The following is a 15,884-nucleotide window of genomic DNA, read 5'->3' as shown; positions in this document are numbered from 1 at the left end:
CCGTTCCGCGTGCACCGCCGGTGCAGCGGTGATCGTCGTGCCCGAAAGGGCGAAGCCGCCCTCACGGGCGCAGAAGGAGGAAACCATGTCCATCCACATCCCGCAGCGCATCCTGATCGCACCGAGCGGCTTCAAGGAGAGCCTGAGCGCCGAGGTCGTCGCGCAGGCCATCGCATCCGGCGTGCGCCGGGTCATCCCGGGCGTACAGGTCGACGAGTTCCCGGTGCCCGACGGCGGCGAGGGCACGGCTGTGGCGCTCGCCGCGGCAACTGGCGGCGAACTGGTGCCGCTCACCGTCACGGGGCCGGTCGGGGCCCCGGTCGCGGCGCACTGGGCGCGTCTGGGCGGACACGCGCGAGGCACGGCTGTCGTCGAGATGGCATCCGCTGCGGGCCTGCGTCTCGTGCCCCGCGATCGGCGAGACCCCGGCGAGACGACCACCCGAGGCGTCGGCGAGCTCATCGCCGCGGCGCTCGACGACGGAGCCGAGCGCATCGTGGTCGGCTGCGGAGACTCCGGCACGAGCGACGGGGGAGCGGGAGCCCTCGAGGCTCTCGGTGTGCGCATCCTCGACGCCGACGGCGTGCAGATCGCAGCGGGCGGTCGCCACCTCTCCGAGGCGGTGCGCCTCGACCTCGACGGTCTGCACCCGCGCGTCGGCGAGGTCGAGATCGTCCTCGCCTGCAACATCCACAATGTGCTGTGCGGTCCGCGCGGTGTCGCCCGGGTCTTCGGGCCGCAGAAGGGTGCGACGCCCGAACAGGTCGAGCATCTGGCCGGTGCGTTCGATGCGTGGGCGGGGCTGCTCGAGGAGCAGAGCCCGCACGGCTCGACCATGGATGTGCGCACGGGAGGCGGCACCGGCGCATCGGGCGGTCTCGGGGCCGGACTCGCAGCCGTGCTCGGCGCCCGCCTGGCCCCGCGCTTCGAGGTGCTGCTGGACAGCGGCCTGCTGCCCAACGTACTCGACGAGCTGATGGCGGTGGCCGACCTCGTCATCACGGCAGAGGGTGCGATCGACTTCCAGACACCGCGAGGCAAGGTGCCCGCCGAGATCGCCATGCGCGCGCGGGTCGCCGGGGTGCCGGTGCTCGGGATCGCAGGATCGCTGGGTCAGGGGGCACCGACGGTGCACGACATCGGGATCGACGCCATCGCCTCGATCATCACGGTCCCGATGCCCTTGGAGCAGGCGGTGGTGCACGGCGAAGCGCTGCTGCGCGATGCGGCGGAGCGCTGCATGCGCATGGTTCTGCTCGGCTCGGCCATGTCGGCACGAGCAGCCTGAGGGCCTGGTTCACTGCCACCCCTCGGTAGGATCGAGGGGTGGCAGTGAATCAAGAGCTTGTCGGTCGTGAGTTCCCCCCGACCGCCCCCTACCTCGTCGGCCGTGAGAAGGTGCGGGAGTTCGCGCGCGCCGTCTTCGCCGACGCCCCTCAGCACACCGATGTCGAGGCCGCTCGTGCAGCGGGCTTCGACGACGTCGTGGCGCCGCCGACCTTCGCGATGGTCATCCAGGACCACACCCTTCAGCAGCTGCTCGCCGAACCGGATTCGGGCATCGTGCTCGCGCGCACTATTCACGCCGAGCAGAAGTTCTCGTACTCCCGGCCGATCGTCGCGGGCGACGAGCTCACCGGGCGGCTCAGCGTCACCGGCATCCGCATGATGGGCGGCAACGCCATGATCACGAGCGCCGCCGAGATCACGGATGCCACGGGCGCACACGTCGTCACCGCCACCAGCGTGCTGCTGGTCGGCGCCGAAGAAGGAGCCGCGTGATGCCGTTCGCTGTCGGAGACGTCGTCGCAGAGCGCACCGTCCACCTCACGCGGGAGTCGCTCGTCCGGTACGCCGGTGCCTCCGGCGACTTCAACCCGATCCACTACCGTGACGACATCGCCGCCTCGGTGGGACTGCCCGGTGTCCTTGCGCACGGCATGCTCACGATGGGCATCGCCTCATCCGTGGTCGTCGCAGCTCTCGAGCCCGGCGCGCAGATCCTCGACTACGGCGTGCGCTTCACCAAGCCCGTCGTCGTCGACCCGAACGACGGAGCCGATCTGCACGTGCTCGCCACCGTCGGAGCGGTCGACGAGGCGTCGACGAGGATCGACCTCAAGGTCACGTTCGGCGAGACGACCGTGCTGGTCAAGGCGCAGCTGCGCATCGCCTCCTGATGGGTGACCGCGTGGTGCACGAGATCGAGCCGTTGCAGCTCTCGACGCTGACGACGCTCCGCACCGGGGGAGCGCCCGAGCGGATGCTCGAGGCCTCGACAACGGCAGAGCTCGTCGACGCCCTCACCGACGTGTGGTCCCGCGGCGAGGAGTGGTTCGTCCTCGGGGGAGGCTCCAACCTGTTCATCGGCGATGAGCCGTTCGAGGGCACGGTGATCCGCGTCCTGACCCGCGGCATCGAAGAGCTTCCTTCTCCGCACGCAGGTCGCGTCCGGCTGCGGGTGCAGGCGGGCCACGGCTGGGACGACCTCGTCGGCTACGCCGTCGAACACGGCTATGCCGGTCTCGAGGCCATGAGCGGCATCCCCGGTACCGTCGGCGCGGCTCCTGTGCAGAACATCGGTGCCTACGGCCAGGAGATCCAAGAGACCCTCGTCGAGGTCGAGCTGATCGACGAGGCGACCGGTGAGACCTCCGTGGTGTCCGCCGCCGATCTGGGTCTCGGATTCCGCACCTCTGTGCTCAAGCACCACTACGGCAGCGTGCCGCAGCGACGAGCCGTCATCCTGTCGGTCACGGTCGATCTGGTCGTGGCCGGAGAGCGGGTCGTCCGCGGCGAACAGCTGCGTCGGGCTCTCGCGCTCGACTCGGACGCTCCGGTGCCTCTCGCTTGGGTGCGTGAGCGCATCCTCGCCACGCGGGCGTCGAAGGGGATGCTGCTCGACGAGCACGATCCGGACACTCATGGCGTCGGCTCCTTCTTCCAGAACGCGATCGTGCCCGATGCCGTGGCGCGCGCGCTGCCGCCCGAGTGCCCTCGCTGGCCCGTGGCCCCTGATCTCGATGCCGTGACGGTGATCCCTCTCGCGTCGTACGACGGATTCGTGCCGCCGGTGAAGACCGAGGCTCCGGACGTCAAGGTGAGCGCCGCGTGGCTGATCGAGCAGGCCGGGATCCGCAAGGGCTTCAAGCTGTCTCGGTCGCGGGCGTCCGTCTCGACCAAGCATGCTCTGGCACTGACCAACCGCGGCGGCGCGACCGCCGCCGAGGTCTCGGAGCTCGCGCGCTTCATCCAGAGCCGCGTGCACGCCGAGTTCGGTCTGGTGCTGCAGCCGGAGCCCGTGCTGCTCGGCGTCGAACTGTAGGAGCCCTGTTGCTCGAATGGCTCCAGGCCGAGTGGCCTCAGGTTCTCGGTTTCGTCACGGGAGCGGTCTGCGTGTGGCTCGCCGGGCGTCGGAACGTCTGGAACTACCCGATCGGCATCGCCAACAACGTGGTGCTGTTCGTCGTCTTCATCGGCGCGGGGCTCTACGCCACGGCCGTGCTGCAGGTCGTCTATCTGCTGATGGGCGTGCACGGCTGGTGGCGCTGGACGCACGGCGCCGAGCAGAGCCGCACGTACGTCGTGAACACTCCGCGCCGAGCATGGCCATGGCTGGCGCTCGCTGCGATCGCCGGCGCTGCCGTGCTGGTCTGGGTGCTCACGACGTTCACCGACTCGCAGGTGGCGATCCCGGATGCCGCGACGACCGCCGCGAGCCTCGTGGCGCAGTACATGCTCAACCGCAAGTGGATCGAGAACTGGTTCGTCTGGATCGGCGTCGACATCGCATTCGTCGGCCTCTCGATCGTCGCCGGCCTCTGGGTCATCGCGGCGCTCTACGCGCTCTTCATCGGACTCTGCGTGATCGGCCACCGGTCGTGGCGTCGGGCTGCAGGCGCCGATCGCGATGCCGCGGCGGCGGGCACGACGTCCGCTCCCGCCCGGGCATGAGGTGGCGGGCATGAGCGGTCACGGACTGGTCCTCGGCAAGTTCTACCCGTTCCACAGCGGGCATTCGCATCTCATCCGTCAGGCGCAGCGCGCGAGCGACCGCGTCACCGTCCAGGTGCTCGGCGCCTCGGTCGAGTCGATTCCGCTCGAGGTGCGCGCCGATTGGATCCGCGAGTCGCACCCCGGTGTGCGGGTGGTCGCCGCGATGGATGACGCCCCGGTCGACTTCGAGTCGGAGTCCGCGTGGGACGAGCACATGGCGCTGATCGGGTCGCTGCTCGACGAGCCCGTCGACACCGTGTTCTCGTGCGATGCGTACGGAGGCGAGCTGGCGCGGCGACTCGATGCCCGCTGGGTGCGGATCGACGAGGGGCGACGCATCAACCCCGTCTCGGGAACCGCCATCCGCGCCGATGTCGCCGGCAATTGGCACGAGCTCGCGCCGGCGGTACGCGCCTGGCTGACCGTCCGGGTCGTGGTGCTGGGGGCGGAGTCCACCGGATCCACCACTCTCGCTGTGGCATTGGCCGAGAGGCTGGGGACGCTGTGGGTCCCCGAGTACGGCCGCGAGCACTCCGAGATCCGCGAGGGCGGCCTTGAAGCCCCGTGGCGCAGCGACGAATTCGACCTGATCGTCGATCGGCAGATCGCTCTCGAACAGCGCGCTCTGCGGGAAGTGCCGGTGCCGGTGCTCGTGTGCGACACCGACGTGCTCGCGACAGCGCTGTGGCATGAGCGCTACGTCGGTTCGACGGCCGCGCGCCTGTACGAGGCCGCCGCGACGCATCCGCCGTTGCTCTACGTGCTCACGGGCGACGAGATCCCGTTCGAGCAGGACGGGATGCGCGACGGCGAGCACATCCGTCATGGCATGCAGCAGCGCTTCCGCGATGTGCTGGCAGCGCGAGACGTGCCCTGGCTCGAGGTGCGCGGCGATGTGCCGACGCGGGTCGAGGCCGCGGCATCCGCTCTGCAGCCCCTCCTCGCCGAGCACCTGAGCTTCGCCGTTCCGCTCGAGGCACGGTCGCTCGACGAGCAGCGTGCGCTCCAGCAGCACGCCCGATCGACATCGTTAGGATGATCGCATGCCCGACCGCTGGAACAGAGTCTCCGCCTCGCCCACGAACCCCGGCAGCGGACACGGCATCGAGGCGCTGACCGCCGAGGACCTGTTCCGGCCGGCCGCGCGGGCCGCGGTACCGCTCGACGAGAAGCTCCGCCAGGTCTACTACTGGATCGTCAACCGAGCGGTGATCTCTCCCTATTACGACATGGAGTTCTCGCACGGCGATCCGCTCTCGATCGGGCTGGGGGATGCCGGGGCGGCCGTATCGCTGCCGACGCAGGCGTCGTTCTCGTCGAACGTCCTCGTGCCGCTGCTCACGTTCGCGGTCGGTGGCAAGTGCCTGCTGATCGGCGGACCCGGTCGGGGAAAGACCACCGTCGCCGTGCTCATGGGGGTGCTCGCGGGCACCTCGTCGTCGAACGTCAGGCGGGCCGTGCAGCAGGGACAGCCGCAGCTCACTGTCAGCGATCTCGTCGGCATCCCGCTGCCGCGCGATCTCGTCGGAGCAGAGCGGCTGACCGACATCCGCATCGCCTGGCGCGACTGGCTCGGGCTTCCCATCAAGATCATCGACGAGTACAACCGCATCCCCACGAAGACCCAGTCGGCGCTGCTGACGATGGTCGCGGAGGGGTACGTCGAGAGCCACGACCAGATGCGCCGCACCGCGCCTGAAGGGGGAGTGGAGAGCTGGTTCTTCACCGCGAACGACGACGCGGGCGGCGGAACCTTCCCCGTCATCCAGGCGCTCCGCGACCGCATGGACGTCACCGTACAGGCGGCCGGGTTCAACAGTCGGTTCTTCGACGAGCTGATCACCCGGGTCGAGGCGGGGGAGAAGCCCGAGGAGCACGTGCCGGCCGAGCTCTCGTTCGACGCGGCGCAGCAGTCCGAGATGCGCGCGCAGATCCGCGCGGTGCCGATTCCGGATGCCGTGCGCGAGCGGCTGCGGTTCTTCCTCAGCCATTTCGAGTTCGTGCAGCACGGCGGGCGCCGCTTCGAGTACCGCACCAAGGACGTCGTGACGACGGCGGGCGGACGCGTCGGCGAAGTCATCGAGGCGAACAGCGGTGCCGATCTCGAGGTCGATCTCGGGGCGCAGACCCGCAACGGACTCTCGGTGCGCGCTCTGCAGACGCTCATCATGTACGCCAAGGCCATGGCCTGGTTCCGGGGCGTGGACGCCGTCGAACTCGACGACGTCGCGGCGGTCCTGCCGTTCGTGCTCCGTGGCAAGCTGCTGCCCAACGCGACGCATCCGCGGTTCGACGTCGGAGCGGAGCGCGAGCTCAGCACCGACACCGTCAGCTGGCTGGCCGACCTGTTCGCCCAATCGTGCCGGCAGTACGATGCGCTCGGACGCGACACCGACGACGAGGTGGCTGCGCTCCTCAGGGAATTCGACCGAGGCCTCGACGGTCTGCCGGCACTCGAGGCCTCTCGTCGCATCACCGCGGTCGAGGCGCAGCTGCGCCGGATCGCCACGGTCGGCAAGCTGTACGGCCGCGACTTCGATGACGTGATCGCGTTGAAGTACCTGCATCAGCGCTACACCGCCTACGTGCGATGGCAGGAGCTGCGCGGGTGAACCGCGTCCCCGTACAGCTGGCGAACGTCTCGGCGCCGTTCCCGCCCGCGGAGCTTCCCGATCTCTCGGTCGCGGGGCTCGATGCGGCGCTCGCGGCGGAATCGGTGCGGGGCGCCCACGGTGATCCGATGCTGTTCGGTCGCGCGCTCGCCGCGGGCATCGCGCTCGACCCTGCAGCGCTCACCGACCGCGATCGCGCGCTCGACCTCGTGGCGATCGCCGCGTGGCGTGCGGGCGCGCTCGGGCTGCGCGCCGATGCGCTCACGAGGCTCGACGATATCGACTCCGCAGAGCAGCGCGTGTCGGCCGCCGCGGCGCTCGGTGTCGGCGTCGACCTGCTCGACGAGTTCCGCCGCCGGCAGCGCAGCGATCGCTTCTGGTGGCCGGGCCGGGCCGATCAGCGGGGATACGTCCTCGCCACCGGTGGGTTCCGAGGCCTCGGCGGCGCGTGGATCCGTCCCCCCGAGCGCGTCGATCCGCTGCCGGATGACGGTGCCTTCGCGTTTCTCGTGGCCGGCGCCTGGTGGCGTCTCGACAGCGATGTGTGGGGCGCGAGGCTCTCGCTGCTGCCCGAGCAACCGACGACGGCCGAGCCAAGCGATGACGGGACGACCATCGTGATCGGGCCGGACACGCACCTGGCCTGGGTGCACGTGCGGGAGCAGGTGTGACGGCCCTCCCCGATCGGGTCGCGCTGCCCGATCGGGTCGCGCTCACCGACGACGCGCGATCGGCGTGGGAGCGGGCGCTCGCCCTGTGGCGCGTGCGCCTCGACGACCCGGCCATCCGTCCCGGGGCCGCTGCGGCGCACGGCGCGCCCGCATGGTTCTCGTTTCCCCCATCGGTGACCGTCGACCCGCACTACCTCGCCGACCGCGGGCTCGCGGACGAGCTGTGGAGCATGTTCGCCCACGAGATCGGGCACCACGTGCTGGCGCCGAGCACACGCATCGACTCGCTCAAGATCGACCACCAGATGGCACGCGCGATCACCGCAGCCACCGCGCGCGTGAATGCGGGGGACGGGGCGCGGAGACTCTCGAACCTGTGGAGCGATCTGCTCGTGAACACACGCGTCGCCCAGCTGCAGCGGGCGGAGCAGACCGGCGCCCCCATCGCCACCCGGGATCTCGGCATCGTCCGGCTCGGTCTCGCCCTCTATCCGGCGCCGGCGGGCAGCGCCGACCGTCTCTGGTGGGTGTACTGCCGCGCATACGAGTTGCTCTGGCAGCTGCCGGCAGGCACCCTGTGCCCGCTCGAGCCGCCGCCCCGACCGGAGCGCGCTCGCGTGCAGACGACCCTCGTACCGCTCAGCCGGATCCCCGAGAAGCACCGTGAGAAGGAACGCGTGCTGCGTGCAGCCCAGACCGAACGCGAGCGTGTGGCGGCGGAGCTCGCCGGAGCGACAGCGACGAACCCTGCGGTCGACGCCGCTCTCGTCGCGGATGCCGTGCGCTCGTTCGCCACCGACCCCGTCTCGGGTGCCGCGCTGTTCGGCGTGATCGCGGCCCCCTATCTCGCCGAGCAGGCGGGAGCGCCGGAGGGTGCTTCGGAGCCACGCGTCGGATGTGGGGTCGACGACGCCCCCGCCACGGCAGACGAGCTCGGCCGCATCCTCGCCGACCAGCGCCTGCGCGGCGATCTGCCGCGGCACCCCGGCATGGTGAGGGACCCGGACGGAGAGGGCGATCCGGAGGACACGACCGACGACGGCAGGAAGAAGGACGGACAGCGTCTGACCATCGCGCGCACTCTCGCGCTGTACCGGGAGAGCGGAGAGGATGCCGTGCTCGCCGCCTGGTACCGCAATGAGGCGGCCGCATGGGTGCGACCGTACACGCGCCCCGCTCCTTCGACGCCGACCGGCGGCATCCCCGGTCCTGTCGAGCTGTGGGAGGTGGGAGACGCGCTCGCCGACCTCGACTGGCCGCTGACCCTGAGGTCGGGCACTGTGATCCCCGGCGTCACGACCCGTCGGCGCTCGGAGCTCGACGACGAGCCGATCGTCCGCGAGAAGAGCATCGAGCTCGACCTCTACATCGACTCCTCCGGATCGATGACGCATCCGCGCAACGGCTCGCCCGCCGTGCTCGCCGGCACGATCCTCGCACTCTCGATCCTCCGTGGTGGCGGCCGGGTCAGGGTCACGAGCTTCTCGGGCACGGGCGAGGTGGCGGGGATGCCGCGGTTCGGCCGCGACCCCGGCGAGATCATCGCCGCGATCGCGCTGTTCTTCGGCAGGTCGACGTCGTTCCCGCTCGATCTCTACGCCGCGAGGTACGCGGGGCTTCCGCCGGCGGGCGACGACGACCAGCGTCACGTCGTGGTGCTCTCCGACGATGGGCTGGTGTCGATGTTCGGCGTCGGCAACGAGCCGTACCAGGGCGTCGCCCGCACCGTTCGAGAGGTGTTGACGACCGGTACGCTCGTGCTCATGGACCGCAGACACCAGGTCGCGCAGCTCGCCGAGCGCGACGGATACGACGTGGTGTACCTGCAGACGATGGCCGACGCTCCCGCAGCGTGCGCGGCCCTGGCGGAGGCGCTGCATGGCTGACACCGAGACGCTGCTCGCCGCGTGGAGCGAGCGCTCGGGCGGAGAGCCCGAAGCCTGGGCGCGCACGAGACCAGGGCCCTCGCTCGAGTCGGTCGCCGCCCGCATCTCCCGCGTTCCCCAGGAGTTCCTCGACGAGCGGACCTCAGTGCGTGCCCTGGCGGGAGACGTCCTGGGCGGCCAGATCGTCGCCACCCGGTTCGACGACGACCCTCGTGTGCGTCAGGGGGCCGCGATCGGACTGTGGCTCGTCGCCAGCGAAGGTCTCATCGAACCGCTCGACCCGGCGCTCTCGACCGGATGGGCAGCCCTCGCCGTCGATGCGCTCGCTCTGCGTGTCGCCCCGGTGGCCGCTCCTGCGGAGTGGACCTCCGACGACGAGCGGCGCACCGAGGCCGCTCGCACGTTCCTGCTCTGGTGCGGCTTCCTCCCCGCGGGGGAGGATGCGGCGACCGCCGCGTCCCTTCTCGCCGCCTGCGACTCCCTGGCCCGCGATCGGGCGCTCGCCGAGGCGTACGAGGGCCACAGGCACCGCGCCGACATAGCCCGAAAGCTCGAAGAGGCCCGCCGCAAGGAGGCGGCAGCGCGGTACTCCAGTGAGTGACCCCGATCTCAGAGGTGCGCTGACCCTCGCCGAGTACGCCCCGGGTGAGGCTGCGGTGCTCACCGACGCGGAGCGCTGGCCGACCATCGATGCCGAGGGAGTGGCGAGGCTCACACACTGGCGTGCGCATCCGGACGCTCCGCAGTGGACCCACTCGACCGGCGACCGCCTCACCGCCGAGCAGGCCGAGCGGGTGCGGCATCCGCTCTCCACCGACGACTGGCTCCGCGAACATCTCGAAACCGCACGGCGCACGTTGCGTTATCGGGGGATGCCGGAGCATGCCGCGCTCGAGGACTTCCCGACGATCGCACGGTCCGACCTCGTCGACGACCTCGCTGCGTTCGTGCCGCTCGATGCGGATCTCTCCCGCATGCTGCACGGCACGAGCTCGGGCTCGACCGGGGCGGCACTGCTCATCCCCGACGACGTCGAGGAGGTCGCGCGCGGCTTCCACCTGCTGGTCGCGCTCGCCGCATCCGCCGGGGCCACGGTCACCGCCGACGATGAGCGGATGGCAGTGGCGAACCTCGTCTTCCAGAGGCAGGCGTTCACCTACGTGTCGGTGATCTCGACCTTCGCGCACCGCGCCATGGCACGCCTGAACCTGCATCCCTCCGCCTGGGACGACGTCGACGCGCGCGCCCGGTTCCTCGCGGAGGCGGATCCGCAGATCCTGAGCGGGCATCCGACGAGCCTTGCCGAGCTGCTGGATGCCGGACTCGACGCCGTGCTGCACCCCGCTGTGATCTTCTCGGGCGCCATGGCGCTCTCCTCACCGCTGCGTGCGCGCCTCGAAGCGGCGTTCGGGTGCCCGGTGATCGACGTGTACGGGCTCCACGAGACGCGCCCGATCGCCGCGCGAACCGACGACGGGCCGTTCCGGATCCTGGACCGGCGAGTGCACGTCGAGGTCCTCGAGCCGCGCCGCGACGTCGCCGTGCCCTCGGGGAGCATGGGAGAGATCGTGGTGACCGCGGGGGAGAACCCGCTGCTGCCGCTGGTGCGATACCGCACCGGCGACTTCGGGAGGCTGGTGCGCCTCGACGACGGCGCGGTCGGCATCGCCGACCTCGAAGGCCGCGACAACACGCGCTTCCGCGCGGCCGACGGCACGCTCGTGCCGTGCGTCGAGCTGACGCAGCAGCTGCAGGCCCGGGGTGCGCTGGGGTGGTCGATCGAGCAGGGGGACGACGGGCGGGTGCGCGCGGCGATCGCGGGCGGTGACGACGCCGGCATCCGCACAGCTCTCCACGCGCTGCTCGGGATGCCGGTGGAGGTGCACCGCGTCGCACGCCTCATCGACCTCGGCGAGGGCAAGCCCCGGCGCTATCGCAGCAGCGTCCCCGACTGACGGCATCGCATCGACTGACGACGTCGGCCTGACTGACAACGTCACCCGTTCGCCGTACACTCGCGGCATGAGCGGACTGATCCCCTACCTGCTGTTCCCGGGAAACGCGGCCGAGGCCCTGGAGCACTACCGCTCCGTCTTCGGCGGAGATCTGCAACTGCTCGCCTACTCGCAGGCGGGTCGCCACGACGGCCCCGGCGATGCGATCGCCCACGGGCAGCTGTCCGGCCCGGTCGAGCTGGCAGGTGCCGACGCCGGAGCCGACGACGATGCCGTGCAGATGAGCGGCATGTTCCTCTCGCTGCTCGGCACGGCCGATGCATCGACCCTGACCAGCTGGTTCGATCGGCTGTCCGTGGAGGGGCGAGTGATCGATGCCCTGCAGAAGCGACCGTGGGGCGACTATGACGGCACCCTCGTCGACCGCTACGGCATCCGCTGGCTCATCGGATTCCACGACGAGGAGTGACGTCGGCCGCCCATCGCCGACGTCCCCCTGCACGACGACGCCCCACCTCGCCGACGTCTGCCCGGTGGGGCGTCCTCGGCGAGGCGGGGCGTCGGTGATGCGGGGTCAGCTGAACAGTCGCTGCAGGCGCTGCACACCCTCGAGGAGCTGGTCGTCGCCGAGCGCGTACGACATGCGGATGTATCCGGACGGGCCGAAGGCCTCACCCGGGACGACCGCGACCTCGGCACGCTCGAGGATGAAGTCCGCGAGTTCGAGCGAGGTGGTCGGCGTCACGCCGTCCCAGGTGCGGCCGAGCAGGCCCTGCACATCGGGGTAGACGTAGAAGGCGCCGAGCGGGTTCGGCACGACGAGGCCGTCGATCTTCGACAGCTCCGACACGATGAGGCGGCGTCGGCGGTCGAAGGCCTCGCGGAACTGCTCGGCCTCGGTCTGGGGGCCGGTGAGCGCCGCGATCGCTGCCTTCTGGGCGACGTTGTTGACGTTGCTCGAGAGGTGTGACTGCAGGTTGCCGGCGATCTTGATGGCATCCGCGGGTCCGACCATCCAGCCCACACGCCAGCCGGTCATCGCGTAGGTCTTCGCGACGCCGTTGACGAGGATGGTCTGGCCGGCGAGAGCAGGAACGGCCTCGACGATGGAGGTCGCCTTGACGCCCTCGTAGGTGAGGTTCTGGTAGATCTCGTCGGAGACCACCCAGATGCCGTGATCGAGCGCCCACTCGCCGATGGCCGCGGTCTCCTCGGCGGTGTACACGGAGCCCGTCGGGTTGGAGGGCGACACGAAGACGAGCACGGTCGTGCGCTCGGTGCGAGCGGCCTCGAGCTGCTCGACGGTGACCTTGTAGTCCTGGTCGGCGCCGGCGAAGACCTCGACCGGAGTGCCGTCGGCGAGGCGGATCGCCTCGGGGTAGGTGGTCCAGTACGGCGCGGGCAGCAGCACCTCGTCGCCCGGATTCACCACGGCCTGGAAGGCCTGGTACACCGACTGCTTGCCGCCGTTGGTGACGATGACCTGGCTCGGCGAGACCTCGAGTCCCGAGTCGCGCAGCGTCTTCGCGGCGATGGCCTCGCGCAGCGCGGGCAGGCCGGGCGCCGGGGTGTATCGGTAGCTCGCCGGATCCGCCAGAGCCTCGGCCGCGGCATCGACGATGAACTGCGGTGTCGCGAAGTCAGGCTCGCCCGCGGCATACGAGATGACGGGCTTGCCTTCGGCCTTGAGGGCCTTCGCCTTGGCATCGACCTTGAGGGTCGCCGATTCGGCGATGGCGGACAGCTTGCGAGAGAGAGGAGCGCGTTCGGTCACGATTACGAGCGTACTCGGGTCGACGCTGTCGATGACGGGTCGGGCGCCGTCAAGAATCGCTGTTCTTGACGGCGCCGACTGCGGATTCCGCCGATGTCATCACGCCCGCCGCCGCGCGCCGACGACGCCTCTGCACGATGAAGTACGCACCGATCGCTGTCACCAGGCACGGGATGCCGAAGGGCAGCGTCGCGCGGAACTCCTCGGTGAGGGCGGTCGAGATCGCGATCGCGATCATCAGGACGGCACCGATGACAGCGCCGACCCGCGCTCCCCACACGGTGTACTTCGGCTTCACTCCCTGTGCTGCGAGCCGACGACGGAACGCGACGTGCGTCACGAAGATCATGAACCAGGTGAACAGGGCACCGAACATCGAGATCGCGAACATGATGGTGAAGGCGTCCGCCGGGTTCAGCACGTAGATTCCGGTCGCGACGGCGATGCCTCCGGTCGACAGCAGCAGCGCGTTGAGCGGCGCTCCGTTCCGCCCCACCTTGCCGAACATCCGAGGTGCCTCGCCGGCGCGCGACAGTGAGAACATCATGCGGGTCGAGATGTACAGCTGGCTGTTCATCGCCGAGAGTGCGGCGATGATGACGACGAAGTTCAGAACCGAGTCGGCGAACGGGATGCCGATGACCTGCATGACCGTGACGAACGGGCTCGAACCCGACAGGATCTCGGAGACCGGGGCGATCGACACGATGAGCGACAACGTCAGGATGTAGAAGATGAGCAGACGGAAGGCGGTGACCTTGAACGCCTTCTTCACGGCCTTCTCGGGTTCGGCTGCCTCTCCTGCGGCGACCGCGATCATCTCGATGCTGAGGTAGCTGAAGATCGAGACGATCACGGCGAACCACATGCCGCTCAGACCGTTCGGCATGAAGCCCCCTTCGGCGCCCCAGTTGTGCACCCCGCGCTTCTCGTCTCCCGCGAAGAAGACCAGCCAGCCCGCCACCACGATGAACGCGAGGATCGCGAACACCTTGATCGCCGAGAACCAGTATTCGAGCGTGCCGAAGCTCTTCACGTTCATTGCGTTGACGAGGATCAGCGCTCCGCCGAAGACGATCACCCAGATCCACGGAGGGATCCCGGGGAACCACAGCTGCATGTATTCGCCGACCGCCGTCACCTCGGTGCCGACCGCGAGCACGATGCAGCCCCAGTACATGTAGCGCACCAGGAACCCGGCGAGAGGGCCGATGTAGTGCTCCGCGTACGCTCCGAACGATCCGGAGGTGGGATGCTGCACTGTCATCTCGGCGAGTCCGGCCATGAGCATCAGCGCGATCATGCCGCCGATCAGATAGCTCAGCACGACGCTCGGGCCGGCGAAGCCGATCGCGAACCGGCTGCCGAGGAACAACCCGGTGCCGATCGCCCCGCCGAGTGCGATCATCCCGAGCTGCCGTGCGGTGAGCGACTTCTGCAGCCCGATCTCTCGGGTCTGGATGTCGGAGAATTCAGCCATGGTCGTCCTTCAGCGTCGTTGCGTGCGGATGAGGGGCGCCGCGGCGAGTCATCGCCCCCAGCGCGACGCGAGTCTTGCAAGGATTCGAGCGAAATGGCACAGTCATGAAGATGATTCGAGAAGGCCGAGATTTTTCGTACGGGATTCGGCGAAGACGCCGCAACTGAAAGGCGAACGATGACGTTCACACTGACCGATTCCGACAGGCGGATCCTCCGCGAGCTGTCGCAGGATGGACGCCTGTCGAACAAAGAGCTGGCGGTCCGTGTGGGGCTCGCGCCCTCGACGTGTCACGGGCGGGTGCGGATGCTCGAGGATGCCGGGGTCATCCGCGGGTACCGTGCGGTCGTCGATCCTCAGGCCGCAGGTGCGGCGATCAGCGCGTTGATCTCGGTGGCGGTGCTCGATCATGCCCGCAGCCAGGTCACCGAGCTGATTCCGCTGATGCAGGCGATCCCCGGCGTGCAGCAGGTGTTCCTGCTCGGCGGAGACCGGGACGTCGTGATCCACGTCGCGATGGCCGACGTGCCCGCGCTGCGCGAGTTCATCAGGGTGCACGTGGGTTCCCATCCGGATCTCGGCCAGTCGCAGACCCAGCTGATCTTCGACCATGCGGCAGGCACAGCGCCGGCATGAGCGCCGCTCCCGGACTCGCCCGGTCAGACCAGTACGCTGAGTGCTCATGAGCACGGGCGGCGATGCGGTGGATGCGGACGATCTGATGCCCGAGGGCGGGGTCCGGCCGCAGCACCTCATAGTGACGGTGTTCGGGCGCTACGTCCGCGCCCACGGCGGCGAGATCCGCATCGCGTCCCTCATCGAGATGATGTCCGCGCTGGGAGTCGACGCCGGCGTGGTGCGCTCCTCCGTGTCGAGACTGAAGCAGCGCGGCATCCTCGTGACCGAGGGTGGAGGCTCCTACCGCCTTTCGTCCTCGCTCGAGGCGGTGTTCTCGGCGGGTGACCGACGCATCTTCGAGTCGCGCAGGGCGCGGCCGGGCGACCCGTGGCTGCTCGCATCGTTCAGTGTCCCCGAGAGCGAGCGCCCGCTGCGTCACCAGCTGCGCAAGATCCTGCAGCGACTGGGGTTCGGTCAGGTGAGTGGCGGGCTCTGGATCGCGCCGGGGCTGATCGCCGACGAGACCGGGACGGCGCTTCGTCGAGCGGGCCTACACGGCTATGTCGAGCTCTTCCTCGGCTCCCGCATCTCATTGGATCCGCTCGAGGACGCCGTGCGGGACTGGTGGGATCTCGCCGCGATGGAGCCGCTCTACCGCGGATTCGTCGACAACTACGGAGGGATGCTGGGCGAGACCGATGAGCGGGCGGCATTCGCCGCGCATGTCCGGGCGATCACGCAGTGGAGGCGGCTGGTGTATCTCGATCCGGGGCTGCCGCTGGACCTGCTGCCCGAAGGGTGGATCGGCGTCGAGGCCGGACGCCTGTTCGCCGAACTGCACGAGCACCTGGAGCCGGCCGCCGAACGCTTCGTGGCCTCCGTCATGACCTGA

16 protein-coding genes are annotated in these 15,884 nt (G+C 69.6%); 14 read left to right on the top strand and 2 right to left on the bottom strand.

All coding sequences use genetic code 11. The features are described 5' to 3' along the window. The first annotated feature begins 85 nt into the window (after positions 1–85). From RQG77_RS10285 to RQG77_RS10230, 12 genes are all read left to right on the top strand, one after another. Entirely contained in the window at positions 86–1,288 is a 1,203-nt protein-coding gene (locus RQG77_RS10285; protein WP_311244638.1) for a glycerate kinase, read from the top strand. Positions 1,289–1,326: 38 nt separating this feature from the next. Further along, positions 1,327–1,782: a MaoC family dehydratase N-terminal domain-containing protein gene (locus RQG77_RS10280; protein ID WP_311244637.1), complete on the top strand. Its 456-nt coding sequence runs from the start codon at positions 1,327–1,329 to the stop codon at positions 1,780–1,782. Next, positions 1,782–2,180: a MaoC/PaaZ C-terminal domain-containing protein gene (locus RQG77_RS10275; protein ID WP_056312842.1), complete on the top strand. Its 399-nt coding sequence runs from the start codon at positions 1,782–1,784 to the stop codon at positions 2,178–2,180. Before RQG77_RS10280 ends, RQG77_RS10275 begins: the two co-directional genes overlap by 1 nt. Before the next feature lie 14 nt (positions 2,181–2,194). After that, entirely contained in the window at positions 2,195–3,325 is a 1,131-nt protein-coding gene (locus tag RQG77_RS10270; RefSeq protein WP_311244732.1) for a UDP-N-acetylmuramate dehydrogenase, read from the top strand. Between the two features lie 8 nt (positions 3,326–3,333). Continuing rightward, on the top strand, positions 3,334–3,954 hold the full coding sequence (gene pnuC / locus RQG77_RS10265) for a nicotinamide riboside transporter PnuC (protein WP_311244636.1): 621 nt from the start codon (positions 3,334–3,336) through the stop codon (positions 3,952–3,954). A 10-nt stretch (positions 3,955–3,964) separates the two neighbouring features. After that, complete coding sequence (locus RQG77_RS10260) at positions 3,965–5,035, top strand: AAA family ATPase (RefSeq protein WP_311244635.1); 1,071 nt, start codon at positions 3,965–3,967, stop codon at positions 5,033–5,035. Positions 5,036–5,039: 4 nt separating this feature from the next. After that, on the top strand, positions 5,040–6,608 hold the full coding sequence (locus RQG77_RS10255) for a MoxR family ATPase (protein ID WP_311244634.1): 1,569 nt from the start codon (positions 5,040–5,042) through the stop codon (positions 6,606–6,608). After that, on the top strand, positions 6,605–7,279 hold the full coding sequence (locus RQG77_RS10250) for a potassium transporter Kef (RefSeq protein WP_311244633.1): 675 nt from the start codon (positions 6,605–6,607) through the stop codon (positions 7,277–7,279). Before RQG77_RS10255 ends, RQG77_RS10250 begins: the two co-directional genes overlap by 4 nt. Beyond that, entirely contained in the window at positions 7,276–9,165 is a 1,890-nt protein-coding gene (locus tag RQG77_RS10245) for a VWA domain-containing protein (protein ID WP_311244632.1), read from the top strand. The genes RQG77_RS10250 and RQG77_RS10245 overlap by 4 nt, the downstream gene beginning before the upstream one ends. Next, positions 9,158–9,766: a phosphohydrolase gene (locus RQG77_RS10240; RefSeq protein ID WP_311244631.1), complete on the top strand. Its 609-nt coding sequence runs from the start codon at positions 9,158–9,160 to the stop codon at positions 9,764–9,766. Before RQG77_RS10245 ends, RQG77_RS10240 begins: the two co-directional genes overlap by 8 nt. Further along, entirely contained in the window at positions 9,759–11,120 is a 1,362-nt protein-coding gene (locus RQG77_RS10235; protein WP_311244630.1) for an AMP-binding protein, read from the top strand. Before RQG77_RS10240 ends, RQG77_RS10235 begins: the two co-directional genes overlap by 8 nt. A gap of 67 nt (positions 11,121–11,187) precedes the next feature. Continuing rightward, complete coding sequence (locus tag RQG77_RS10230) at positions 11,188–11,589, top strand: VOC family protein (RefSeq protein WP_311244629.1); 402 nt, start codon at positions 11,188–11,190, stop codon at positions 11,587–11,589. Positions 11,590–11,694: 105 nt separating this feature from the next. On the opposite strand, the gene RQG77_RS10225 is transcribed toward RQG77_RS10230, so the two are convergent. Together RQG77_RS10225 and RQG77_RS10220 are read right to left on the bottom strand one after the other, a co-directional pair. Next, complete coding sequence (locus RQG77_RS10225) at positions 11,695–12,894, bottom strand: pyridoxal phosphate-dependent aminotransferase (protein WP_311244628.1); 1,200 nt, start codon at positions 12,892–12,894, stop codon at positions 11,695–11,697. 49 nt (positions 12,895–12,943) lie between these two features. Then, positions 12,944–14,374 carry an amino acid permease gene (locus RQG77_RS10220; protein ID WP_311244627.1) on the bottom strand — a complete coding sequence of 477 codons (1,431 nt, stop codon included), beginning with the start codon at positions 14,372–14,374 and terminating at the stop codon, positions 12,944–12,946. A gap of 177 nt (positions 14,375–14,551) precedes the next feature. On the opposite strand from RQG77_RS10220, the gene RQG77_RS10215 reads away from it, so the two are divergent. Both RQG77_RS10215 and RQG77_RS10210 read left to right on the top strand, forming a co-directional pair. Then, positions 14,552–15,010, top strand: coding sequence for an Lrp/AsnC family transcriptional regulator (locus RQG77_RS10215; protein ID WP_311244626.1), 459 nt, complete (start codon positions 14,552–14,554; stop codon positions 15,008–15,010). 46 nt (positions 15,011–15,056) lie between these two features. Beyond that, positions 15,057–15,884 carry a PaaX family transcriptional regulator C-terminal domain-containing protein gene (locus tag RQG77_RS10210; protein ID WP_311244625.1) on the top strand — a complete coding sequence of 276 codons (828 nt, stop codon included), beginning with the start codon at positions 15,057–15,059 and terminating at the stop codon, positions 15,882–15,884.

Origin of the sequence: Microbacterium sp. WCS2018Hpa-23 (genome assembly GCF_031843845.1) — a bacterium.
GTDB lineage: Bacteria > Actinomycetota > Actinomycetes > Actinomycetales > Microbacteriaceae > Microbacterium.
Note: the sequence above shows the minus strand (reverse complement) of the source record. Positions and strands in the feature narration are given on the sequence as shown.